Annotated in this window: 19 protein-coding genes; 17 read left to right on the top strand and 2 right to left on the bottom strand. The window is 73.4% G+C overall.

Features of this window, described 5'->3' with window-relative positions:
- The first annotated feature begins 2 nt into the window (after window positions 1–2).
- Window positions 3–1,172 carry a cysteine desulfurase family protein gene (locus AB5J87_RS10810; protein ID WP_369376173.1) on the top strand — a complete coding sequence of 390 codons (1,170 nt, stop codon included), beginning with the start codon at window positions 3–5 and terminating at the stop codon, window positions 1,170–1,172.
- Window positions 1,173–1,248: 76 nt separating this feature from the next.
- Window positions 1,249–2,373 (top strand): tRNA 2-thiouridine(34) synthase MnmA, encoded by a 1,125-nt coding sequence (gene mnmA, locus AB5J87_RS10805; RefSeq protein WP_369376171.1) that lies wholly within the window; start codon window positions 1,249–1,251, stop codon window positions 2,371–2,373.
- Here the strand turns inward: mnmA and AB5J87_RS10800 are convergent.
- On the bottom strand, window positions 2,370–2,687 hold the full coding sequence (locus AB5J87_RS10800; protein ID WP_369383461.1) for a DUF427 domain-containing protein: 318 nt from the start codon (window positions 2,685–2,687) through the stop codon (window positions 2,370–2,372). The two genes, mnmA and AB5J87_RS10800, sit on opposite strands and share 4 nt — an antisense overlap.
- A 233-nt stretch (window positions 2,688–2,920) precedes the next feature.
- On the opposite strand from AB5J87_RS10800, the gene AB5J87_RS10795 reads away from it, so the two are divergent.
- The 13 genes from AB5J87_RS10795 (at window position 2,921) to AB5J87_RS10735 (ending at window position 18,389) form a co-directional block, all read left to right on the top strand.
- Entirely contained in the window at window positions 2,921–3,460 is a 540-nt protein-coding gene (locus tag AB5J87_RS10795) for a TIGR00730 family Rossman fold protein (protein ID WP_369376170.1), read from the top strand.
- A gap of 16 nt (window positions 3,461–3,476) precedes the next feature.
- A complete protein-coding gene (locus tag AB5J87_RS10790) occupies window positions 3,477–4,166 on the top strand; it encodes an SDR family oxidoreductase (protein ID WP_369376169.1) in 690 nt (229 codons plus the stop codon).
- A complete protein-coding gene (locus AB5J87_RS10785) occupies window positions 4,163–5,191 on the top strand; it encodes a methionine synthase (RefSeq protein WP_369376167.1) in 1,029 nt (342 codons plus the stop codon). The genes AB5J87_RS10790 and AB5J87_RS10785 overlap by 4 nt, the downstream gene beginning before the upstream one ends.
- A 31-nt stretch (window positions 5,192–5,222) precedes the next feature.
- Complete coding sequence (gene ligA, locus AB5J87_RS10780) at window positions 5,223–7,415, top strand: NAD-dependent DNA ligase LigA (protein ID WP_369376166.1); 2,193 nt, start codon at window positions 5,223–5,225, stop codon at window positions 7,413–7,415.
- Between the two features lie 274 nt (window positions 7,416–7,689).
- Window positions 7,690–9,804, top strand: a complete 2,115-nt coding sequence (locus AB5J87_RS10775; protein WP_369376165.1) for a putative bifunctional diguanylate cyclase/phosphodiesterase — start codon at window positions 7,690–7,692, stop codon at window positions 9,802–9,804.
- Window positions 9,805–9,956: 152 nt separating this feature from the next.
- Complete coding sequence (gene gatC, locus AB5J87_RS10770) at window positions 9,957–10,253, top strand: Asp-tRNA(Asn)/Glu-tRNA(Gln) amidotransferase subunit GatC (RefSeq protein WP_105871234.1); 297 nt, start codon at window positions 9,957–9,959, stop codon at window positions 10,251–10,253.
- A gap of 4 nt (window positions 10,254–10,257) precedes the next feature.
- Window positions 10,258–11,751 (top strand): Asp-tRNA(Asn)/Glu-tRNA(Gln) amidotransferase subunit GatA, encoded by a 1,494-nt coding sequence (gatA, locus tag AB5J87_RS10765; protein WP_369376163.1) that lies wholly within the window; start codon window positions 10,258–10,260, stop codon window positions 11,749–11,751.
- Entirely contained in the window at window positions 11,748–11,987 is a 240-nt protein-coding gene (locus AB5J87_RS10760) for a hypothetical protein (RefSeq protein ID WP_369376162.1), read from the top strand. Before gatA ends, AB5J87_RS10760 begins: the two co-directional genes overlap by 4 nt.
- A 16-nt stretch (window positions 11,988–12,003) precedes the next feature.
- Window positions 12,004–13,515 (top strand): Asp-tRNA(Asn)/Glu-tRNA(Gln) amidotransferase subunit GatB, encoded by a 1,512-nt coding sequence (gene gatB / locus AB5J87_RS10755; protein WP_369376161.1) that lies wholly within the window; start codon window positions 12,004–12,006, stop codon window positions 13,513–13,515.
- Window positions 13,516–13,817: 302 nt separating this feature from the next.
- The gene (locus AB5J87_RS10750) at window positions 13,818–14,330 is read left to right on the top strand and encodes a hypothetical protein (protein WP_369376160.1); all 513 of its coding nucleotides are present in this window, start codon (window positions 13,818–13,820) and stop codon (window positions 14,328–14,330) included.
- Between the two features lie 198 nt (window positions 14,331–14,528).
- Entirely contained in the window at window positions 14,529–16,787 is a 2,259-nt protein-coding gene (locus tag AB5J87_RS10745) for an MMPL family transporter (protein ID WP_369376158.1), read from the top strand.
- A 157-nt stretch (window positions 16,788–16,944) separates the two neighbouring features.
- Entirely contained in the window at window positions 16,945–17,511 is a 567-nt protein-coding gene (locus AB5J87_RS10740; RefSeq protein WP_369376157.1) for a GNAT family N-acetyltransferase, read from the top strand.
- 152 nt (window positions 17,512–17,663) lie between these two features.
- Window positions 17,664–18,389 (top strand): hypothetical protein, encoded by a 726-nt coding sequence (locus AB5J87_RS10735; RefSeq protein ID WP_369376156.1) that lies wholly within the window; start codon window positions 17,664–17,666, stop codon window positions 18,387–18,389.
- A gap of 37 nt (window positions 18,390–18,426) precedes the next feature.
- On the opposite strand, the gene AB5J87_RS10730 is transcribed toward AB5J87_RS10735, so the two are convergent.
- Window positions 18,427–19,128 carry an SIMPL domain-containing protein gene (locus tag AB5J87_RS10730; protein ID WP_369376155.1) on the bottom strand — a complete coding sequence of 234 codons (702 nt, stop codon included), beginning with the start codon at window positions 19,126–19,128 and terminating at the stop codon, window positions 18,427–18,429.
- Window positions 19,129–19,426: 298 nt separating this feature from the next.
- Between AB5J87_RS10730 and AB5J87_RS10725 the strand changes: the two genes are divergently transcribed.
- Together AB5J87_RS10725 and AB5J87_RS10720 are read left to right on the top strand one after the other, a co-directional pair.
- The gene (locus tag AB5J87_RS10725) at window positions 19,427–19,630 is read left to right on the top strand and encodes a hypothetical protein (RefSeq protein WP_369376154.1); all 204 of its coding nucleotides are present in this window, start codon (window positions 19,427–19,429) and stop codon (window positions 19,628–19,630) included.
- A gap of 57 nt (window positions 19,631–19,687) precedes the next feature.
- Complete coding sequence (locus AB5J87_RS10720; protein WP_369383460.1) at window positions 19,688–22,744, top strand: AAA family ATPase; 3,057 nt, start codon at window positions 19,688–19,690, stop codon at window positions 22,742–22,744.
- Window positions 22,745–22,805 lie beyond the last annotated feature (61 nt).

Here is a 22,805-nt window from a genome sequence, read left to right as displayed (position 1 = left end):
CCATGGCTTACCTCGACCACGCCGCGACCACCCCGATGCTCCCGGAGGCGGTCCAGGCGATGACCGCCCAGCTCGCCGTCACCGGCAACGCGTCCTCGCTGCACGCCGCCGGACGCCGGGCCCGCCGAACCGCCGAGGAGGCCCGCGAGGAGCTCGCCGAGGCCCTCGGCGCGCGGCCCAGCGAAGTCGTCTTCACGGCCGGCGGCACCGAGGCCGACAACCTCGCCGTCAAGGGCCTGTACTGGGCCCGCCGTGACGCCGACCCGCGCCGCGTCCGCGTCCTCGCCAGCCCCGTCGAGCACCACGCCGTGCTCGACGCGGTCGACTGGCTCGCCGAGCACGAGGGCGCGACCGTGGAGTACCTCCCGGTCGACCCGTACGGCCGGGTGCACCCCGACGCCCTGCGCGAGGCCATCGCCCGCGACCCCTCCGACGTGGCGCTCGCCACCGTCATGTGGGCCAACAACGAGATCGGCACCGTCCAGCCCGTACGGGAACTGGCCGATGTCGCCCAGGAGTTCGGCATCCCGCTGCACGCCGACGCCGTCCAGGCCGTCGGCCAGCTCGACGTCGGCTTCGCCGCCTCGGGCCTCGCCGCGATGACCGTCTCCGGCCACAAGGTCGGCGGCCCCTACGGCATCGGGGCGCTCCTGCTGGGCCGTGAGTACACCCCCGTCCCCGTGCTGCACGGCGGCGGGCAGGAGCGGCACGTCCGCTCCGGCACGCTCGACGTCCCCGCGATCGCCGCCTTCGCCGTGGCGGGCCGCCTCGCCGCCGAACGCCGCGAGGGCTTCGCCCGCGACATCGGCGCCCTGCGCGACCTCCTGGTGGACGAGGTCCGCAAGGCCGTCCCGGACGCCCTCCTCGGCGGCGACCCGGCCCCGGGCGGTCGCCTCCCGGCCAACGCCCACTTCTCCTTCCCCGGCTGCGAGGGCGACTCCCTCCTGCTGCTCCTGGACGCCCAGGGCATCGAGTGCTCCACCGGCTCGGCGTGCACGGCGGGCGTGGCCCAGCCCAGCCACGTCCTGCTCGCCACCGGCACCCCGCCCGACCTCGCCCGGGGCACCCTGCGCTTCTCGCTCGGCCACACCTCCACGCGGGCGGACGTGGACGCGGTGGCCGAGGCGATCGGCCCGGCGGTGGAACGGGCCAGGACGGCCGGACTGAGCTGACCCGGACCGGGCGCGGCCGGTGCCCCCGATGCTCGGGAGCCGCGCCGCGCCCGCGCCACGTACCCTGGTGGGTGCTATGACGAAGACATCCCCGCGCCCCCTCCGTGTGCTCGCCGCCATGTCCGGCGGTGTGGACTCGGCCGTCGCCGCCGCCCGCGCCGCCGAGGCGGGCCACGACGTGACCGGCGTCCACCTCGCCCTGTCCGCGAACCCGCAGTCCTTCCGCACCGGCGCGCGCGGCTGCTGCACGATCGAGGACTCCCGCGACGCCCGCCGCGCCGCCGATGTCATCGGCATCCCCTTCTACGTCTGGGACCTGGCGGAGCGCTTCCGCGAGGACGTGGTGGAGGACTTCGTCGCCGAGTACGAGGCGGGGCGCACGCCCAACCCGTGCCTGCGCTGCAACGAGAAGATCAAGTTCGCCGCGCTGCTGGACAAGGCGCTCGCCCTCGGCTTCGACGCGGTGTGCACCGGCCACTACGCCACCGTCGTCCTGAACGAGGACGGCAGCCGCGAGCTCCACCGCGCCAGCGACATGGCCAAGGACCAGTCGTACGTCCTGGGCGTCCTCGACGAGAAGCAGCTGGCGCACGCCATGTTCCCGCTCGGCGACACCCTCACCACCAAGGACGAGATCCGGGCCGAGGCCGAGCGCCGTGGGCTGGCCGTCGCCAAGAAGCCGGACAGCCACGACATCTGCTTCATCGCCGACGGGGACACCCAGGGCTTCCTGGCCAAGCGCCTGGGCAAGGCCGAGGGCGACATCGTCGACGAGTCCGGCACCAAGGTCGGCAGCCACGAGGGTGCCTACGGCTTCACCATCGGCCAGCGCAAGGGACTGCGCATCGGCCACCCGGCGGCCGACGGCAAGCCCCGCTACGTCCTGGACATCTCCCCGGTGAACAACACGGTCACCGTGGGTCCCGTGGAGGCCCTCGACGTCACCGGTCTGACCGCCATCAAGCCCCGCTGGTGCGGCGAGGCCCCGGCCGGGTCCGGCACCTACACCGCCCAGCTGCGGGCGCACGGCGGCGAGACGACGGTGACGGCCGAGCCGGTCGGCGACGAGCTGGTGGTGGGCTTCGCCGAGCCGGTGCGCGGTGTGGCACCCGGCCAGGCCATCGTGCTCTACGACGGCACCCGGGTGGTGGGCTCGGCGACCATCGCCACCACCACGCGCCGCACGGGGGCGCCGGTCTAGGCGGTCCGGGCAGGCTGGGCGGTCCGGGCCGGCTCGGTCACCTCCACCGTGCCGATGAAGCACAGGTGGTCCTTTATCAGGGCCACGGCCGCCAGCGGCTCGTGGTACGCCCAGGCTATGTCCGGCGCGTCCGGCAGCGACCAGTACGCCGCAACTCCCTTGTACGGGCAGGTCGTCCGGGTCTCCGACGCGGTCAGCAGGTCGGTGCGGACGTCCTCGGGCGGGAGGTAGTAGCGGTCAGGCAGACCGTCCTCGTGCACCAGCAGTGGGCGGGTGCTGTCGGCGAGCACCTCTCCGTTCCACACCACGCGCACGCGGAGGGCGCCCTCACCGGCGGCCTCGGCCGAGACGCGGTGCTCCGGGTCGTACGGCGGCGGGGGGCCGGGCGGGGGTGTCGCGGCGCCGGTGGGCTCGGCGTGAAGGGTGTACATCGTCGTCGTCATGCCCGCTCAACGGCCCGTCGCCCGCCGGTTGTTCCCCCGAATCGCCGTTCCGGACACTGTTCACCCGTTCGAGTGGCCGAGGTCGTCCGACGTACTGTTGAGCCATGAACATCTGCGTCTTCCTCTCCGCCGCCGACCTCGACGACCGCTACACCCGGCCCGCCCGCGAGTTCGCCGAGCTGCTCGGCAAGGGCGGCCACACGCTGGTGTGGGGCGGCTCGGAGAGCGGGCTGATGAAGGTCGTGGCCGACGGCGTGCAGGAGGCGGGCGGACGGCTCGTCGGGGTCTCCGTCGACTTCCTCGCCGCCTCCGCCCGCCAGGACGCCGACGAGATGGTCGTCGCCAGGGACCTCGCCGAGCGCAAGGCACTGCTCCTGGAGAAGGCCGACGCCGTGGTGATCATGGTCGGCGGCACCGGCACGCTCGACGAGGCCACCGAGATCCTGGAGCTGAAGAAGCACGGCAAGCACACCAAGCCGGTGGTCCTGCTGAACACCGCCGGGTTCTACGACGGCCTCAAGGAGCAGTTCCGACGCATGGACGCCGAGGGCTTCCTGCCGCTGCCCCTCACTGACCTGGTCTTCTTCGCGGAGGACGGGGTCGCGGCGCTCGCCTACCTGGAGGAGTCGGCGGGCATCCGCTAATGCGAGCATGGCGGGTATGGCTACACACCTGATCACCGGGGCAGGCTCCGGCATCGGCGCGGCGGTCGCGCGCCGGCTGCACGAGCGCGGCGACGACCTCGTACTGCTGGCGCGCGACGCCGGACGCGCCCGGGAGCTCGCGGGGCACTACCCCGGCGCCCGCACCCTGGTCGCCGACCTCGCCGACCCGGACCGCATCTCCAAGTCGCTCGGCATGCAGCCGATGCCGGACCACCTCGACTCCCTCCTGCACATCGCGGGCGTCGTCGACCTCGGCCCGGTCGCCGAGCTGCGCCCCAAGACCTGGCACCAGCAGCTCAACGCCAACCTGATCTCGCCCGCCGAGCTCACCCGGCTCTTCCTGCCCCAGCTGCGCGCGGCCCGCGGGCACGTCGTGTTCGTCAACTCCGGCGCCGGGCTCAACGCGCACGCCGAATGGGGCGCGTACGCCGCCTCCAAGCACGGCCTGAAGGCGCTCGCGGACTCGCTGCGCCAGGAGGAGCACGCGGGCGGCGTGCGCGTCACCTCCGTCTACCCCGGGCGCACCGCCAGCCCGATGCAGGCCAAGGTGCACTCGCAGGAGGGCAAGGAGTACGACCCGGCGAAGTTCATCGACCCCGAGTCGGTGGCGACCACCCTCGTCATGGCCCTCGACCTGCCGCGCGACGCCGAGGTCAACGACCTGACCGTGCGGCCGGGCCGATGAGCGGTGCCGTGAGCGACTTCCCCTGGGGCCCGGCCACCGGCGTCGGCTCCATGCCCGGCGGCGACGCGCGCGAGGCCGCCAAGACCGTCACCGGCTCCCTCGTCGGGGCCGACGGGGCCACCGGCGACTTCCCGTTCCTGCCCGAGCTGCCCGGGCGCGGCCCCGGCGCCGACATGATCGGGCGCACCGCCGGCCTGCTCGTCGAGATGTACGCGCGCGTGGAGCCCAGTGGCTGGCGGATGGGGGACCGGCCGGGCCGCGACACCCGGCGGGCCCACTCCTGGCTCGGCGAGGACCTGGACGCCCTGGAGGAGTTCACCCAGGGGTACGAGGGCCCGCTGAAGGTGCAGGCGGTCGGGCCGTGGACGCTGGCCGCCGCCCTGGAGCTGCGCGGCGGCGAGGCGGCGCTCGGCGACCCCGGCGCCTGCCGCGACCTGACGGGCTCGCTGGCCGAGGGGCTGCGCGCCCACCTGGCGGACGTGCGCCGCCGGGTGCCGGGCGCGCGGATCCTGCTCCAGCTCGACGAGCCGTCGCTGACCGCCGTGCTGCGCGGGCAGATCAGGACCGCCAGCGGCTACCGCACCCACCGGGCCGTGGACCGCCAGGTCGTCGAGTCGGCGCTGCGCGAGGTCATCGCCGTCCACGACGGCCCGGTCGCCGTCCACTCCTGCGCGCCCGACGTGCCGTTCGCCCTGCTGCGCCGGGCGGGCGCGGCGGCCGTCTCGTTCGACTTCTCCCTGCTCACCGAGCGTGACGACGACGTGATCGGCGAGGCGGTGGAGAGCGGCACCAGGCTGTTCGCCGGGGTGGTCGGCGGCGTGGACGGCCCATTGTCGGACCCTGCCGGTAGCGTCATGGGTGTCAGGACGTTGTGGCGCAGGTTGGGGCTGCATCCGGGGACCCTCGCGGAGTCCGTGGTGATCACCCCGGCGTGCGGGCTCGCGGGCGCCTCACCGGCGTATGCCCGTGCGGCGCTCGCCCACTGCGTCCGGGCGGCGAGATCGCTCGCGGACAACCCTGAGTGACGGGGAAGACGGTAAACGGGAGGACATGACAGTGGCTGGCGAACAGAACGACGTGGTGCCCGCGCAAGCACGGGAGAAGCACGCGCTCCTCGCCGAGCAGGTCGAGGAGCACCGCTTCCGGTACTACGTGAAGGACCAGCCGGTCATCAGCGACGGCGAGTTCGACAAGCTGCTGCGCGGCCTGGAGGCCCTGGAGGAGGAGCACCCGGAGCTGCGCACCCCGGACTCCCCGACCCAGAAGGTCGCCGGGGCGTACGAGACGGACTTCGCCTCGGTGGAGCACCGCGAGCGGATGCTCTCGCTGGACAACGCCTTCGACGACGAGGAGCTGGCCGCCTGGGCCGAGCGCGTCGCCAAGGACGTGGGCAGCGCCGAGTACCACTACCTGTGCGAGCTGAAGGTCGACGGCCTCGCGGTCAACCTGACGTACGAGCACGGCAGGCTCACGCGCGCCGCCACCCGGGGCGACGGCCGCACCGGCGAGGACATCACGCCCAACGTCCGCACCATCGCCGACATCCCCGACCGCCTCCAGGGCGACCGCGTCCCGGACCTGGTCGAGATCCGCGGCGAGGTCTACTTCCCGATGGAGGCGTTCGAGGGGCTCAACGCGCGCCTGGTCGAGGCGGGCGACAAGCCGTTCGCCAACCCCCGCAACGCGGCGGCCGGTTCACTGCGCCAGAAGGACCCGAAGGTCACCGCCACCCGCCCGCTCCACATGGTGGTGCACGGCATCGGCGCGCGCGAGGGTTTCACCATCGACTGCCTCTCGCACGCGTACGAGCTGCTGCGCGAGTGGGGCCTGCCGACCGCCCAGCACAACAAGGTGGCCGGCTCGCTGGAGGAAGTGCGCGACTTCATCGCGTACTTCGGGGAGAACCGCCACTCGGTGGAGCACGAGATCGACGGCGTGGTCGTCAAGCTCGACGAGATCCCCCTCCAGGGGCGGCTGGGCTCCACCGCGCGCGCCCCGCGCTGGGCGATCGCCTGGAAGTACGCGCCGGAGGAGGTCAACACCAAGCTGATCAACATCCGCGTCGGCGTCGGCCGCACCGGCCGCGTCACTCCGTACGCGCAGGTGGAGCCGGTGACCGTGGCGGGCTCCGAGGTCGAGTTCGCCACCCTGCACAACCAGGACGTGGTCAAGGCCAAGGGCGTCCTCATCGGGGACACGGTGGTGCTCCGCAAGGCCGGTGACGTGATCCCGGAGATCCTCGGCCCCGTCGCGGACCTGCGGGACGGCACCGAGCGGGAGTTCGTGATGCCCGCCGAGTGCCCCGAGTGCGGCACCGGGCTGCGGCCCATGAAGGAGGGCGACATCGACCTGCGCTGCCCCAACGCGCGGTCGTGCCCGGCCCAGTTGCGCGAGCGGCTCTTCTATCTCGCGGGCCGCAAGTCGCTGGACATCGAGAACTTCGGCTATGTGGCCGCCGCCGCCCTCACCAAGCCGCTGGAGCCGTCCGCGCCGCCGCTGCTCGACGAGGGCGACCTCTTCGACCTGACCATCGAACAGCTGCTGCCCATCAAGGCGTACGTCCTGGACCAGGACAGCGGGCTGCCCAAGCGCGACCCGAAGACCGGCGAGGAGAAGGTCGCCCTGGTCTTCGCCAACATGAACGGCGAGCCGCGCAAGAACGCCGTGTCGATGCTGGAGAACATCGCCGCCGCCAAGGAGCGCCCGCTCGCACGGTTCCTGACGGGTCTGTCGATCCGTCATGTCGGCCCGGTCGCCGCCGAGGCGCTGGCGCGCGAGTTCCGCTCCATCGAGCGCATCGAACAGGCCACCGAGGAGGAGCTGCGGGCGGTCGACGGGGTGGGCGAGATCGTCGCCAAGTCCGTCAAGGAGTGGCTCGCCGAGGAGTGGCACCAGGAGATCGTCCGCAAGTGGCGGGCCGCCGGAGTGCGGCTGGAGGACGAGGGAGCGGGCGAGGACGAGGGCCCGCGCCCCCTGGAGGGCCTCACGGTGGTCGTCACCGGAACGCTCCAGCAGCACACCAGAGATGGCGCGAAAGAAGCGCTCCAGAGCCGTGGAGCGAAGGTCACGGGTTCCGTTTCCAAGAAGACGTCGTTCGTCGTCGTGGGGGACAGCCCTGGTTCCAAGTACGACAAGGCGATGCAGCTGAAGGTTCCGGTTCTCGACGAGGACGGCTTCGCTGTCCTGCTGGAACAGGGTCCGGAAGCAGCCCGCGAAGCAGCTGTGCCGAGCGCGGAAGAGGGGGAATAAGAGGAGTGGAAGGCTCCTCCCGGACGGCCTTCGGTCACCCGTTCAGCGCATACCAGACGGATCTGGGTGGCCAGGTCGCATTCGGGCAAGAGCTGTAGACCGCTGCCCGTCCGGGCCTTCCGCGGCCTACTGTTGGGATGTGCGCCAGTCGTGCACGGCTGAAAACGGGGTTCCCCCTGCTCTGCGACGGACTTGGGGAAGAGGACCAGCCGTGGTGGCATGACAACGGAGCCATCGCGTGGCATCGGCACCGCCGGCTGTGAGAGGGACGGGAATGGAACCGACCGAGAGCGCCGCCCCGGCCGCACGGCTGCGCGGGTTCGCGGGATTCTCCTCCAGGCTGACCGCCGGCATCCTCGCCACCGCCGCCCTCGCCCTGGCCACCGGGTTCTACCGGGCGCTCGACACCGGCGGCGCGCTCTTCCCGGGCGCCACCGCGGGCTGGTCGCTGGCGGTCCTCACCGGCATCATCGTGGGCCATCTGGTCGCGCTCGGCCGCGACCGCTGGTGGGGCGGCACCGGCTCCGGCGCCGCCCTCACCCTCGCCGTCCTGCTGCTCTACGGCTGGGTGCCCGCCGGACTCGTCTCCATGGCGGTGGTGGTGCTGGTCGGTGCGGCCCGGCGCCACCGCTGGCGCCAGGGCCTGCTGCACGGCGCGGTGGACGTGCTGGGGATCGGCGCCGCGGCCCTGGTGCTCGCCGCGTTCGGCGACCACCCCAGCGTCCGTACGCCCTGGTGGCCCGCCGAGTGGACGGTCTCCTCGGTCCCGGTGGTGGGCATCGCGGCCGGCACCTATCTGGTCATCACCCGCGTCCTGCTCTGGTACGCGCTGGCGCCCCGGGGCGGCGGGCTGCCCACCGTCGCCCGTACGGCCCTGCTGCGCCAGGGCCTGGTCGCCGTCGCCCTGCTCGGCATAGCCCCGCTGATCTGCGTGGTCGCCATGGCCCTGCCGGTGCTGCTGCCGCTGTTCGCGGTGCCGCTGATCGCCCTGGACTCCACGCTGTGGATCGCCCGCGCCCGCGCCGAGGAGCAGCTGCGCGACCCGCTCACCGGCCTGCCCAACCGCCAGTGGCTCCTGGAGCGGACCTGGTCGGCGCTGGAGGAGGCCGAGGGCCACGGCAACCGGGCCGCGCTCGTCCTCATCGACATGGACCGCTTCCGCTCGGTCAACGACACGCTCGGCCACCTCGCCGGCGACCGGCTGCTCCTCCAGATAGCCGAACGGCTGCGGCTCGCCCTGCCGCGCGGCGCGGAGGCGGCCCGGCTCGGCGGCGACGAGTTCGCGGTGCTGCTGCCCGTCGCCGACTCCGCGACCAGCACCATGCGGATAGCCCGCGGCCTGGTCGCCGAGCTCTCCTCGCCGCTCGACCTGGACGGACTCACCCTGGTCCTGGAGGCCAGCGCGGGCGTCGCCGTCTTCCCCGAGCACGCGCTGGACGCGGAAGGGCTGCTGCGCCGGGCCGACGTGGCGATGTACCAGGCCAAGCGGGACCGTACGGGGGTGGAGGTGTACGAGTCCAAGCGCGACTCCAACACCCCTGACCGGCTCGGCCTGTTGGGTGATCTGCGCCGGGCCCTGGACGCGGGTGACGTGGAGCTCCACTACCAGCCCAAGGTCCGGTTCGACGGCCAGGTGGCGGGCCTTGAGGCGCTGGTGCGCTGGGTGCACCCGGAGCGCGGCCAGGTGCCGCCCGACGAGTTCATCGCGATAGCCGAGTCCTCCGGCCTGATGCCCCATCTGACGGAGTACGTGCTGGAGACGGCGCTCGCCCAGGTCGCCCGCTGGCGGGCGCAGGGGCTGACGGTCCCGGTCGCGGTGAACGTGTCGCCCCGCGACGTCCACACCCCCGGCTTCGCGGGGGCCGTCGCCGCCCGGCTGGCCCGGCACGGCGTACCGGCGGGCTCGCTCCAGCTGGAGATAACCGAGCACGTGCTGCTGGAGGACCCGCAGCGGGCCGCCGACACCCTGGCCGGGCTGACCGGCCACGGAGTGAAGATGTCCCTGGACGACTTCGGCACCGGGTACTCGTCACTGGTGCACCTGCGCAGGCTGCCGGTGAGCGAGCTGAAGATCGACCGCTCCTTCGTGGGCCGCCTCGCCGTCGACAACGAGGACGCCGAGATCGTCCGCTGCACCCTGGACCTCGCCCACTCGCTGGGCCTGCTGGTCGTCGCCGAGGGCGTCGAGGACGACGAGACCTGGGAGCGCCTGCGCGACCTGGGCTGCGACGCCGTGCAGGGCTGGCTGGTGGCCGCCGCGATGCCGCCCGCCGAGACCACCGCCTGGCTGCTGGCCCGCGGCTCGCGCGGCTGGCAGCGCCCCGCCGACCTGGCGGCGGCGGCGAAGCTGGCCGCGGCGGAGGAGCCCTCCAGCGCCCCCGTCCAGTGACCCGACGGCCGCGCTCCGGCCGTCTCCCGGCCGCCCCGGGCGGGCCCCGGCCGCCGCGATCGGGGGGCCCGGCGCAAACCGTTTAGTGGTGTGGTGGCCGCGCCCCATAGGATTGGGCCCAACCACACACACTCACCCCAGAGGATCGCTGCATGCCTGGCATTACGCGCGAGGAGGTCGCCCACCTCGCCCGGCTGGCACGTCTGGAGCTGAAGGCCGAAGAGCTCGACCACTTCGCCGGACAGCTCGACGACATCATCGGCGCGGTCGCCCGCGTCTCCGAGGTCGCCGACCAAGACGTACCCCCGACCTCCCACCCGCTGCCGCTGACCAACGTCATGCGCGCGGACGAGGTCCGTCCGTCGCTCACCCCCGCGCAGGCGCTCTCCGGCGCCCCGGCCCAGGAGCAGCAGCGTTTCAAGGTGCCGCAGATCCTGGGGGAGGACTAATCCCATGACGGACATCATCAAGCTCACCGCCGCCGAGATCGCCGCGGGCATCGCCTCCGGCGAGTTCACGGCCGTCGAGGTCACCGAGGCCCATCTGGCCCGGATCGACGCCGTCGACGAGAAGGTCCACGCCTTCCTGCACGTCGACCGCGAGGGCGCGCTCGCGCAGGCCCGCGCCGTCGACGAGAAGCGCGCCCGGGGCGAGAAGCTCGGCCCGCTGGCCGGCGTGCCCCTCGCGCTGAAGGACATCTTCACCACCGAGGGCATCCCGACCACCGTCGGTTCGAAGATCCTCGAAGGCTGGATCCCGCCGTACGACGCGACGCTCACCAAGCGGCTCAAGGCCGCCGACGTCGTCATCCTCGGCAAGACCAACATGGACGAGTTCGCCATGGGGTCCTCCACCGAGAACAGCGCCTACGGCCCGACCGGCAACCCGTGGGACCTCACCCGGATCCCCGGCGGCTCCGGCGGCGGCTCCTCCGCGGCGCTCGCCTCCTACGAGGCCCCGCTGGCCATCGGCACGGACACCGGCGGCTCCATCCGCCAGCCCGCCGCCGTCACCGGCACCGTCGGCGTCAAGCCGACCTACGGCGCGGTCTCCCGCTACGGCATGGTCGCCTTCTCGTCCTCCCTGGACCAGGGCGGGCCCTGCGCCCGTACGGTGCTGGACGCGGCGCTGCTGCACGAGGTCATCGCCGGGCACGACCCGCTCGACTCGACCTCCATCGACGCCCCGGTCCCGCCGGTCGTCGAGGCCGCCCGCAACGGCTCGGTGGCCGGGATGCGCGTCGGCGTCGTCAAGCAGTTCTCCGGCGAGGGCTACCAGGCGGGTGTCGTCCAGCGCTTCAACGAGTCGGTCGAGCTGCTCAAGTCGCTCGGCGCCGAGATCGTCGAGCTGGACTGCCCCTCCTTCGACCTGGCGCTCTCCGCTTACTACCTGATCGCGCCGTCGGAGTGCTCCTCCAACCTGGCCCGCTTCGACGCCATGCGGTACGGCCTGCGGGTCGGCGACGACGGCACCAGGTCGGCCGAGGACGTCACCGCGCTCACCCGCGAGGCCGGTTTCGGCGACGAGGTCAAGCGCCGCGTCATCCTCGGTACGTACGCGCTGAGCTCCGGCTACTACGACGCGTACTACGGCTCCGCGCAGAAGGTCCGCACGCTCATCACGCGCGACTTCGAGAAGGCGTTCGAGCAGGTCGACGTGATCGTCTCGCCGACCACGCCCACCACCGCCTTCCCGATCGGCGAGCGCGCCGACGACCCGATGGCGATGTACCTCGCGGACCTGTGCACCATCCCGACCAACATGGCCGGCAACGCCGCCATGTCGCTGCCCTGCGGCCTCGCGCCGGAGGACGGCCTGCCGGTCGGCCTGCAGATCATCGCCCCCGCCCTGAAGGACGACCGCCTGTACAAGGTGGGCGCCGCCGTCGAGGCCGCCTTCGTGGAAAAGTGGGGCCACCCGCTGCTTGAGGAGGCTCCGTCGCTGTGAGCGCACTGACCAAGGCCAAGGGCTTCAAGAAGTCCAAGACCGGTACGTATCTGTCGATGGGCACCACCGCGTTCGGCGCGCTCAGCGTGGCCAAGCAGGTCAAGAAGGCCCGCCTGGAGCAGGACCGGCTCCAGCTCGTCGACGCCGTCGTGTCCGCCGCCGCCATCGTCACCGGCCTCGCGATCCTGTACCGCGAGCTGAAGCGCCTCGGCGACGACGACGTCCTGCTGGGCTGAGAGGGAACTTTTCACTGTGACCGTCACCGAACTGCTGTCGTACGAGGACGCCCTCGCGTCGTACGACCCCGTCATGGGCCTCGAAGTCCATGTCGAGCTGGGCACCAGGACCAAGATGTTCTGCGGCTGCTCCACCGAGCTGGGCGCCGAGCCCAACTCGCAGACCTGCCCCACCTGCCTCGGCCTGCCCGGCTCGCTCCCGGTCGTCAACGCGATCGGCGTCGAGTCGGCCGTCAAGATCGGCCTCGCGCTGAACTGCGAGATCGCCGAGTGGTGCCGCTTCGCCCGGAAGAACTACTTCTATCCGGACATGCCGAAGAACTTCCAGACCTCGCAGTACGACGAGCCGATCGCCTTCAACGGCTATCTGGACGTCCAGCTGGAGGACGGCGAGATCTTCCGCGTGGAGATCGAGCGCGCCCACATGGAGGAGGACACCGGCAAGTCGACGCACGTCGGCGGTGCCACCGGCCGCATCCACGGCGCCTCCCACTCGCTGCTCGACTACAACCGGGCCGGCATCCCGCTCATCGAGATCGTCACCAAGCCGATCGAGGGCGCGGGCGAGCGGGCCCCCGAGGTCGCCAAGGCGTACGTCGCCGAGCTGCGCGAGCTCATCAAGGCGCTCGGCGTCTCCGAGGCCCGGATGGACAAGGGCCAGATGCGCTGCGACGTGAACCTGTCGCTGCGCCCGAACGGGACCGAGAAGTTCGGCACCCGCAGCGAGACGAAGAACGTCAACTCGCTGCGTTCGGTCGAGCGCGCGGCCCGCTTCGAGATCCAGCGCCACGCCGCGGTGCTGTCCTCCGGCGGGACGATCGTGCAGGAGACCCGCCACTTCCACGAGGAAGACGGCTCCACCACCTCGGGCCGCATCAAGGACAACGCCGAGGACTACCGGTACTTCCCGGAGCCGGACCTGGTCCCCGTCGCCCCGGCCCGCGAGTGGGTCGAGGAGCTGCGCAAGGGCCTGCCCGAGCTGCCGCGCGTGCGCCGCAACCGGCTCCGCGAGGAGTGGGGCGTCTCCGAGCACGACATGCAGTCGATCCTCAACGCCGGTGCGGTCGAGCCGATCGTCGCCACGATCGAGGCGGGCGCGGACGCCGCCGCCGCCCGCAAGTGGTGGATGGGCGAGCTGGCCCGCAACGCCAACGAGCAGGGCGTCGCCCTGGACGAGCTGCCCGTGACCCCGGCGCAGGTCGCCCGGGTGGCGGCGCTGGTGGCCGCCGGTGACCTCAACGACAAGCTGGCGCGCCAGGTCATCGAGGGCGTCCTCGCGGGCGAGGGCGACCCGGACGCGGTCGTCGAGAAGCGCGGCCTGAAGGTCGTCTCGGACGAGGGCGCGCTGGGCGCGGCCGTGGACGAGGCCATCGCGGGCAACGCGGCCATCGCGGACAAGATCCGCGGCGGCAAGGTGCAGGCCGTCGGCGCCCTGGTCGGCGCGGTCATGAAGACCACGCGCGGCCAGGCGGACGCGGCCCGCGTCAAGGAGCTCATCCTGGAGAAGCTGGGCGTCGGCGAGGGCTGATCCCGCGGCTTCCTCCGCGTGTCCGGTACGGACACGGGCCGGCCCCGGCGCATCAGGCGATGCGGCGGGGGCCGGCCCATGTCCGGGGGTCGGCCCATGTCCGGGGGTCGGCCCATGGCACCCGCCCGGGGTCCGGCGCACGTCCGCTCCGGCCGTGCGGGTCCGAAGCCGCAGGTCCCGGACGCCGGTCCGCGCCGCCGCGAGCCGGTACGACAACCCGGACGCTCACGTCAGCGCGGCGATACGGAGTCGCACCCTCCTGCCGGGTGACCTGCCCGCGGATCGTCTATAGGGTGCCGTGCGTGGACGGGCGAGAAGCGGTGAGAGTGCTCGGGCGGCGTACGGCGCTGCGGTATCTGGCGCTGGGCACGATGGCCGGCGCGGTGGCGGCGTGCACCGGCGCGGGGGCGGCGGAGGGGCCCCGCAAGGAGGCGCTCAAGGCGTTCGTGAAGGGCGAGTGGACCTACCGCTCCAACCAGGACCACCAGGGAGTCCTCACCGTCAAGCCCGATGGGCACTGGTCTGTCACTCAATGGGGTGGAATGTCCGGTCAGTGGATGCTGGACGGCGCCGTGCTCTCCGTGAGCATGGACGCCGCCACCGGCGACGCCGAGTCCGAGGACCAGGAGGCGTTCACCCTGACCAGCATGCCGGAGAAGGTCTCCCGGTCGTTCTCGGAGCTGCTCACGCTCTCCGGCGGCTGGTCGAGCATCGGCACCGCCGTCGAGGCGGGCTACGGCAAGGGCGTGCTGACCCTCGCCTTCCGGGGCGACGGCTCCGAGGACCTCGTCGTCACCTGCACCCGCCGCAAGTGATCCCGGCCGGCGGCGGCCCTTCCCCCGCCTGTGGGCACGTACTCCCGTACCCCCTGTGAGTAAGCCCACGAAACGGTCAAACGATCACTATTCGCTGTCACAGTGGCTGCGCGTAGGTCATGCGTTCTTTGCGGGCTGTTCAGGTCGTACCGGATGTTCCCGGGCAAAGATCCACGAACCATCCAGGGAGCACATCCGTTGGCAGCCATCGCACGGTGGTGCATCAGGCACCGCCTCGTAGCCGTCCTGCTCTGGCTCCTCGCCCTCGGCGGCGTCGCCGCCGCCTCCACCGCCGCGGGCTCGGCCTACTCCAACGACTACGAGGTCCCCGGCACCGAGTCCGGCCGGGCCGGCGCCCTCCTCGACGCCGGGTTCCACGGCGGCCGGGGCGGCGACACCGACACCGTCGTCTGGCACACCGACACCGGTCCCGTCCGCGCCCCCGAGGTGCGGGAGCGGCTGGCCAAGACCCTGGACAGGATCGCCGAACTGCCCGGTGTGGCCTCGGTGGCCAGCCCCTACGGCCGCGACGGGGCCTCCCAGATCAGCGCGGACGGCCGCACCGCCTACGCCCTGGTCACCTTCGACCGGCAGGCCGACGACCTGCCCAAGGCCCAGGCCCGGGCCTTCGTCGACACCGCCCGGACCGCCTCCGCCGACGGCCTGCGGGTCGCCGTCGGCGGCAGCGCCGCGGCCCTCACCGAGACCAGCTCCGCGCACCTCAGCGAGATCGTCGGCGTGGTCGTCGCCGCCGTCGTCCTCTTCCTCGCCTTCGGCTCGCTCGCCGCCAGCACGCTGCCGATCATCACCGCGGTGGTCTCCGTGGGCACCGCCTACGCGGGCATCGGACTGCTCGGCCACGTCATGACCGTCGCCGACTTCGCGCCGATGCTCGGGCTGCTCATCGGGCTCGGGGTGGGCATCGACTACGCGCTCTTCATCGTCACCCGGCACCGGCGCGGGCTGCGCCAGGGGCTGACCGTCGAGGAGGCCGCGACCCGGGCCGTGGCGACCACCGGCCGCGCCGTGGTCTTCGCGGGCGCCACCGTCTGCATCGCCCTGCTCGGCATGCTCATCCTGCGGCTCGGCTTCCTGAACGGGGTCGCCGTCGCGGCCTCGCTCACCGTCGTCCTCACCGTCGCCGCGTCCGTGACGCTGCTGCCCGCGCTGCTCTCCTTCATCGGGACGCGCGCGCTCAGCCGCCGCGAACGGCGCAGGCTCGGCGAGCACGGCCCCCGGCCCGAGCCGCCCACCGGGTTCGCCGCACGCTGGTCGGGGTTGGTCGAGCGGCACCCCAAGCTGCTGGGCGGCTTCGCCGCCGTGGTGATGCTGGTGCTCGCGCTGCCCACGCTCTCGCTCCACCTGGGCACCTCCGACCAGGGCAACAACCCGGCGAAGTCCACCACCCGGACCGCCTACGACCTGCTCGCCGACGGATTCGGCCCGGGCGTCAACGGGCCGCTCACCCTCGCCGCCAAACTCGACGGCGCCGACGACCGGGTCGCCATGGAGCAGCTGCCCGCGCTCCTGAAGTCGACCGGGGGCGTCGCCTCGGTCGGCCCCGTCACGTACAACGCGAGCGGCGACACGGCCGTGCTCACGGTGGTGCCGGACTCGGCCCCGCAGTCCCAGGCGACCAGCGCGCTGGTCGACCGGCTGCGCGGCGAGGTGCTCCCGGCCGCCGAGCGGGGCACCTCCCTGGAGGTCCTGGTCGGCGGGGTCACGGCGAGCTACGACGACTTCGCCGGGGTGATCGTCGGCAAACTCCCGCTCTTCGTGGGCGTGGTGATCGCCCTCGGCTGCGTCCTGCTGCTGCTCGCCTTCCGCTCGATCGGGATCCCGCTGAAGGCCGCCGCGATGAACGTCGCCGCGGTCGCCTCCGCCTTCGGGATCGTCGTCGCGGTCTTCCAGTGGGGCTGGGGGAGCGAACTGCTCGGCCTCGGCCGGTCCGGCCCCATCGAGCCGTTCCTGCCGGTGATCATGGTGTCGGTGCTCTTCGGGCTCTCCATGGACTACCAGGTGTTCCTGGTCAGCCGGATGTACGAGGAGTGGCTGGAGACCGGGGACAACCGGCGGGCGGTCCGGGTCGGCCTCGCCGAGACCAGCCGGGTGATCAACTCGGCTGCCGTGATCATGATTTCGGTCTTCCTGGCGTTCGTCCTGAGCGGCGAGCGGGTGATCGCGATGTTCGGCATCGCGCTGGCGGCGGCGGTCGCCCTCGACGCGTTCGTCCTGCGCACCCTGCTGGTGCCCGCCCTGATGCACATGCTCGGCGGCGCCAACTGGTGGCTGCCCGGCTGGCTCGACCGGTGGCTGCCCAGGATCAGCATCGAACCGCCCGAGTGCCGCCGTGGGACGATTCCGGTGCGGCTCGGCGCGGCGGGTCCGGGGCCGGATCCGGCGGAGGACCCGGCGGGCGAGCCCGCGCGGAAGCCGGTGGACCAGCTCGTGGGCTAGACCGTGGGCCAGACCGTGGGCCTGGGCCTGGGCCTGGCTTGGTGATGGGGTTGGGGCTGCGGGCCGGGCGTCCGGGCCGGTGGCCCCCGGGGCTGCCCGGGGCAGTGGGGCCGGCGGATTCGTCCCGCCCGGCAGGAGAGACGTACGAAGGAGCGGGATGTTCGCGATATCGCTGGGAGACGACGGCGCCGAGCTGCGGCCACTGGAGCCGCACCACGCCGAGGAAGTGCTGGCGCACATCGACCGGGGCCGTGAGTTCATCGGCCGGTTCATCACGCTCGCCGACGTGTGCCACGACCTGCCCTCGGTACGTGCCTTCCTCCAGGGGTACGCGGACAAGGCGGCGGCCGACGCCGGGCGGCTCTACGGCATCTGGTCGCACGGCACGCTCGTCGGAGGTGTCATGTTCCGCGTCTTCGACGCCGAGCTCGGCACCACCGAGGTCGGTTGCTGGCTGGAGGAGTCGGCGAGCGGGCGCGGCCTGATCACCCGCGCGGTCCGCAGGATGATCGACTGGGCGGTCGACGAGCGCGGGATCCACCGCGTGGAGTGGCGGGCGGGCTCCGCCAACACGGCCAGCATCAACGTCGCCAAGCGCCTGGGCATGGTCCGGGACGGGACCCTGCGGGACAACTACCTCTTCCGGGGCGTGCGTCAGGACACCGAGGTCTGGGCGGTACTGGCCCCGGAGTGGCGAGCGGCCCGCACCGACGACCGCCGCTAGGACCGGCCTGTCCGGCGGGTCCTTTCCGGCGGATCCTGTCCGGGCCGTGCGGCGCCGGTGAGCGGGGGCCGGACAGGCCCGTGCGGCGCGGCGGCGGCCGGGCCCGGCGCCCATTAAGGACCCTCTCAGAAAGCCCGCCTACGGTCCCCGGTATGACTGCCACCCCCTCCACCACCAGGACCGACGACGAGACGGGCGCCGAGGCGGCGTCCGTGAAGAACCCCGAGGCCGGCGCGGTGTCCACGGCCGACCGGGCCGAGAAGGCCGCCCCGGGCCCGCACGCGGACGCCGATGGCGCGGACGCCGGGGACGAGGAGACGAAGCCCGCGGACGCCGCCAAGTCCCCGGGCGCCAAGGCCGGGGACGTGGAGTCCGCGGGTACCGGCGCCGAGGGCGCCAAGGCCGGGAGCGACGAGGACGAGGGCGTGGACGAGGACGACGACGTCCTCGACGATCTGCCCCCGGCCGCCGCCACCCGGACCGGCATCGGCGCGGGCGCCGCCGCCGTGGTCTCCGGGGCGCTCGGCTTCGCCTCGCTCACCGGCACCTGGACGGGCAAGGTGCTCTCCGAGCGCGAGACCCTGCTCGGCCAGATCAAGACCGCGCAGGGCGGCAGCCCGGCCGCGCAGATCCATGAGATCTACGGCGACTCCTGGCACACCACCGCCGCCGTCAACGGTGTCTTCGCCCTGCTCGCCCTCCTCGTCGGTGCGTTCGTCCTCGCCCGGCCCGCGTTCGGCACCCCGGGTGCCCATCCGCAGCCCGTCTGGGTACGCGCCGTCGCCCTGGGCGGGGTGGCCCTCGGCGTGCTCGGGATCTTCCTCTCCGTCGCGATGTACTTCGACCTGTTCGCCGCGCTGCCGACCACCGGCTCGTAGTCCGCGCGGCCACAACCGCCTTGCTGGACGCCCCCGTTCACAGGACCGGGGGCGCCATCGTGAAGCGGGCCAGCACGGCGGCGCGCACGGTCTGGCGCTGCGGCTCCAGATCGAGCGCCGGGACGCTCTCCGGCGCGCCGCCGCCGTACGCCGCCGCCCGCATCATCCCCGGCGCCGCCGGATAGGGCCGCGCCTCCTCCGCTCCCTCGTCGGCCAGTTCGAGCAGCGCGACCAGGTCGCTGCCGAGCGCCGCCGCGTACTCCCGGGCCCGCTCCACCGCCTGCTCGACCGCCCGGCGCCGCGCCTTCCCGTACGCGGGCGAGGCCGGGCGCAGCCCCCACCACGGCCCGTCCACCTCGGTGAGCTCCAAGGCGGCCAGCCGCGAGGCCAGTTCGCCCAGCGCCGTGAAGTCGCCGAGCTCGGCCGTGACCCGGACCTGCCCGTGGTACGCGCGCACCCGCTCGCCCCGGCCGTGCCTGCCGAGCTCCGGGCTGACCGAGAACGAGCCGGTCTCCAACTGCTCCACCGCCTCCCCGTACGACCTGATCAGGTCGAGGACGGCCGCGTTGCGCCGGGTGAGGTCGTCCAGGGCGGTCCGCCGGTCGGTGCCGCGCGCGGTGACCGTCACCCCGAGCCGGGCGATCTCCGGATCCACGTCGAGCACGGCCTCGCCCCGGACCGCGATGCGGGGCGACTCGGGGGTGCCGTAGGGCAGCTGGGGGGCGGGGGGCTGGGTCATCGGGGCTCCATGGGTCGGGAGGGACGGAGAGGCGTACGGGTCCGGCGGGTGCGGGGTGGCGGGCGGGAGCGGGGGCGGAAGTAAGGCGCCGGGCCCCGCGCCGACCACTCTTCCACCGGATCGGGCCGTCCTCTAAGGACCCCGCCGGGTGCCTTAGACACCGTGCCCCGGACCCCGTCCCGCCTCTAAGGCGCCAGCGCCCGGGAGATGCGGCACTCGCCCGATGTGACGGACCCCCCTGGGAAGCGAAAGTAGAGACATCGCAGAGAGCGAAGAACGAAACCGCAGAAGCCCCCGGGTGGGGGAATCGAAGGAGAACAAGATGTTCGCGTACGAGATGCACCAGGTGAACCAGGCCGAGCTGCTCCGCGAGGCCGCCGCCCAGCGGCTGGTGCGCGAGGCCCGCCGGGCCCGGCGCGCCCGCCGCAGCGCGGTACAGGAAGCGGAGGGGCGGGTGAGCCACATCCGGGACCTGCGCGACCTCTTCGCGCACGCCGCGTGAGCGCCCGTCATGACCTTGACCGGCGGAAAGGGTGCCACGGGACCGGACAGCTGTGCGATGCTCGGCGACGTGGAGACCAGGTCTTTCAGCCCCGTGTTCGTCGGCCGCGCCGGTGAACTGACCGCCTTGAACGAAGCGCTCGCCCGCGCCACCGCGGGCGAGCCGCAGGCGTTGGTGGTCGGGGGTGAGGCCGGGGTCGGCAAGACCCGGCTCATCGAGGAGTTCACCGCGACGGCCTGCGACTCCGGGGCCGTCGTCGCGGTCGGCGGCTGTGTCGAGATCGGCGCCGACGGCCTGCCGTTCGCCCCCTTCTCCACCGCCCTGCGCACCCTGCGCCGCAGGCTGCCCGACGAGTTCGCCGCAGCCGCCGAGGGCCAGGAGGAGGAGCTGGCCCGGCTGCTGCCGGAGCTCGGCGAGGCCAGCCGGGAGAGCGGCGAGGACGGCACCGCCCGGCTCTTCGAACTCACCGTACGGCTCCTGGAGCGGACCGCCGCCGACCGCACGGTGGTGCTGGTCCTGGAGGACCTGCACTGGGCGGACGCCTCCACCCGGCACCTCCTCGCCTACCTGCTGCGCACCCTGCGCCGGGGCCGGCTCGCCGTCGTCGCCACCTACCGCGCCGACGACATCCACCGCCGCCACCCGCTGCGCCCCCTCCTGGCCGAGCTGGACCGGCTGCGCACGGTGCGCCGCATCGAACTGTCCCGGTTCAACCGGGGCGAGGTGCACCGCCAGCTCACCGGCATCCTCGCCGCCGAACCCGACCCCGCGCTGGTGGACGAGATCTTCGAACGCTCCGACGGCAACGCCTTCTTCGTGGAGGAGCTGAGCGTCTGCCACGAGTCGGGCTGCGCCGCCACCGGGCTCAGCGACTCGCTGCGCGATCTGCTCCTGGTGCGCGTGGAGACCCTGCCCGAGGACGCCCAGCTCGTGCTGCGCATCCTCGCCGAGGGCGGCTCCACGGTGGAACACCCGCTGCTCGCCGCCGTCTGCGGGCTCACCGACGACGGGCTCGACGCGGCCCTGCGCGCCGCAGTCGGCGCCAACATCGTGCTGCCGACGCCGGAGGGCGACGGCTACCGGTTCCGCCACTCGCTGGTGCGCGAGGCGGTCAGCGACGACCTGCTGCCCGGCGAGCGCTCCCGCCTCAACCGCCGCTACGCCCAGGCCCTGGAGGCCGACCCCACCCTGGTCCGCGCCGACGAGCGCACCACCCGGCTGGCCAGCTACTGGTACTCCGCGCACGACGCGGCCAAGGCGCTGCCGATGGTGCTGCGCGCCGCCGTCGAGGCCCGCAAGCGGCACGCCTACTCCGAGCAACTGCGGCTGCTCGAACGGGGCATGGAGCTGTGGGACGCGGTCCCCGCCGAGGGCCGCGCCGATCTGCGCCCCCTGGACTACGCGGGCGCCTACCCCTCCTGCGGCGGCTGCGACCCCGCCACCACCCCGCTCGGCCAGCTCGACCTGCTCGCCGAGGCCGCCGTCGCCGCCCGCTTCTGCGGCGAACGCGAACGCGCCCTGAAGTTCGCCAAGCGCGCCCTGCGGATCATCGACTCCGAGGAGAACGGCGCGCCCCCCGGCACCCCGCACGGCGACCCGCTGCGGGCCGCCTGGTTCTGGACGGAGATCTCCCGGCTCGCCCAGAACCTCGGCCGCGGCGACGGCTGGGACGAGATAGCCACCGCCCAGGAGCTGGTGCGCGGTCTGCCGCCGTCCGCCGTGCACGCCCAGGTCCTGGCCACCGCCGCGGGCTGGGGCATGCTGCACCGCCCCGGCGCCGAGTCGCTGGCCGCCGCCGAGCGCGCCGTCGAGTACGCCCGGCTGGTGGACGCCGAGGAGATCGAACTCAACGCCCGGCTCACCCTGGGCGGCCTGATGGTCGACTCCGGCGACGTGGAGGGCGGCCTCGCGATGATGCGCGAGGTGGTCGAGCACTCGCTGCGGCTCGGCATCGTCGTCGAGGCGGGCCGCGGCTACGTCAACCTCGCCTCCACCCTGGAGTCGGTCGGCCGCTCCCAGGAGTCCGCCGACACCGCCGCCGAAGGCGTGCGGCACGCCCGCAAGTTCGGCCTGCTCGACAACGAGGCGTGGGCGGCGGGCAACGAGTCGGACGCGCTGCTGAGCCTGGGCCGCTGGCAGGAGGCGGCCGAACGCGTGGCCCATGTGCGCGGCACCTCCGCCGGCGCCAAGCCGCTCGGGTACGCGGCGCTGCGCATCGCCCAGCTCGCCGTGCTGCGCGGGGAGCCGGCCCTGGCCGCCGAGTCCCTGGCCGAGGCCGTCGGACACTTCGGCACCCGCGACCCGATGCCCCAGCACGCCATCCCGGTCGCCCGGGTCGAGCTGGCCCTGGCGGCCGGACAGGGCCGGTTCGCCGACGCCCGCGCCGAACTCGCCCGCACCGCCGAGGCCGGGTTCCCGCCCGGCACCCAGCGCTACGGCTGGCCGCTGCTGCTCACCGCCGCTTCGATCGAGGCCGATCTGCGCGGCCTGCCCGCCGCCGACGAGGGCCGGACCGAGGCGCTGGCCCTGATCCGGTCGTCGGCCCGGCAGATGGCCACTCCGGGGCCGCTGACGCGGGCGTACGCCCTGTGCGTGGAGGCCGAGCTGGCGCGGGCGGAGGGCCGGGACACCGCCGACCGCTGGGCGGCGGCGGCCACCGCGTTCCAGCCGCTGGAGCGGCCCTACGAGCTGGCCCAGGTCTGCCACCGGTGGGCCGCCGCGCTGCTCGCCGAGGGCGGGGACCGCGAGCGGGCCGCCGCGCTGCTGCGCCAGTCCTACGCCGCCGCCGGGCGGTTCGGGGCGCGCCCGCTGGCGGAGGAGCTGGAGCTGCTGGCCCGCCGGGCCCGGCTGCCGCTGACCGCGCCCGAGACGGCGCTCCCGGACGAGCCCGCCGACCCGGCCGGGGCGCTGGGGCTCACCAGCCGTGAGCAGGACGTGCTGCGGCTGGTGGCGGCGGGGCAGAGCAACCGCCAGATCGCCGAGGAGCTGTACATCTCGCCGAAGACGGCGAGCGTCCACGTCTCCAACATCCTGGCCAAGCTGGGCGTCTCGGGCCGGGGCGAGGCCGCCGCCCTGGCGCACCGGCTCAACCTGTTCGCGCCGAGCGCGGCGTGAGCGCGGCGGGGGTGGCGCGGCCCCGGGCCGCCCCCGCCCGCCCCGTCGTCGGCCGCCGCCG

This window comes from Streptomyces sp. cg36, assembly GCF_041080675.1.
Lineage (GTDB): Bacteria > Actinomycetota > Actinomycetes > Streptomycetales > Streptomycetaceae > Streptomyces.
Note: the sequence above shows the minus strand (reverse complement) of the source record. Positions and strands in the feature narration are given on the sequence as shown.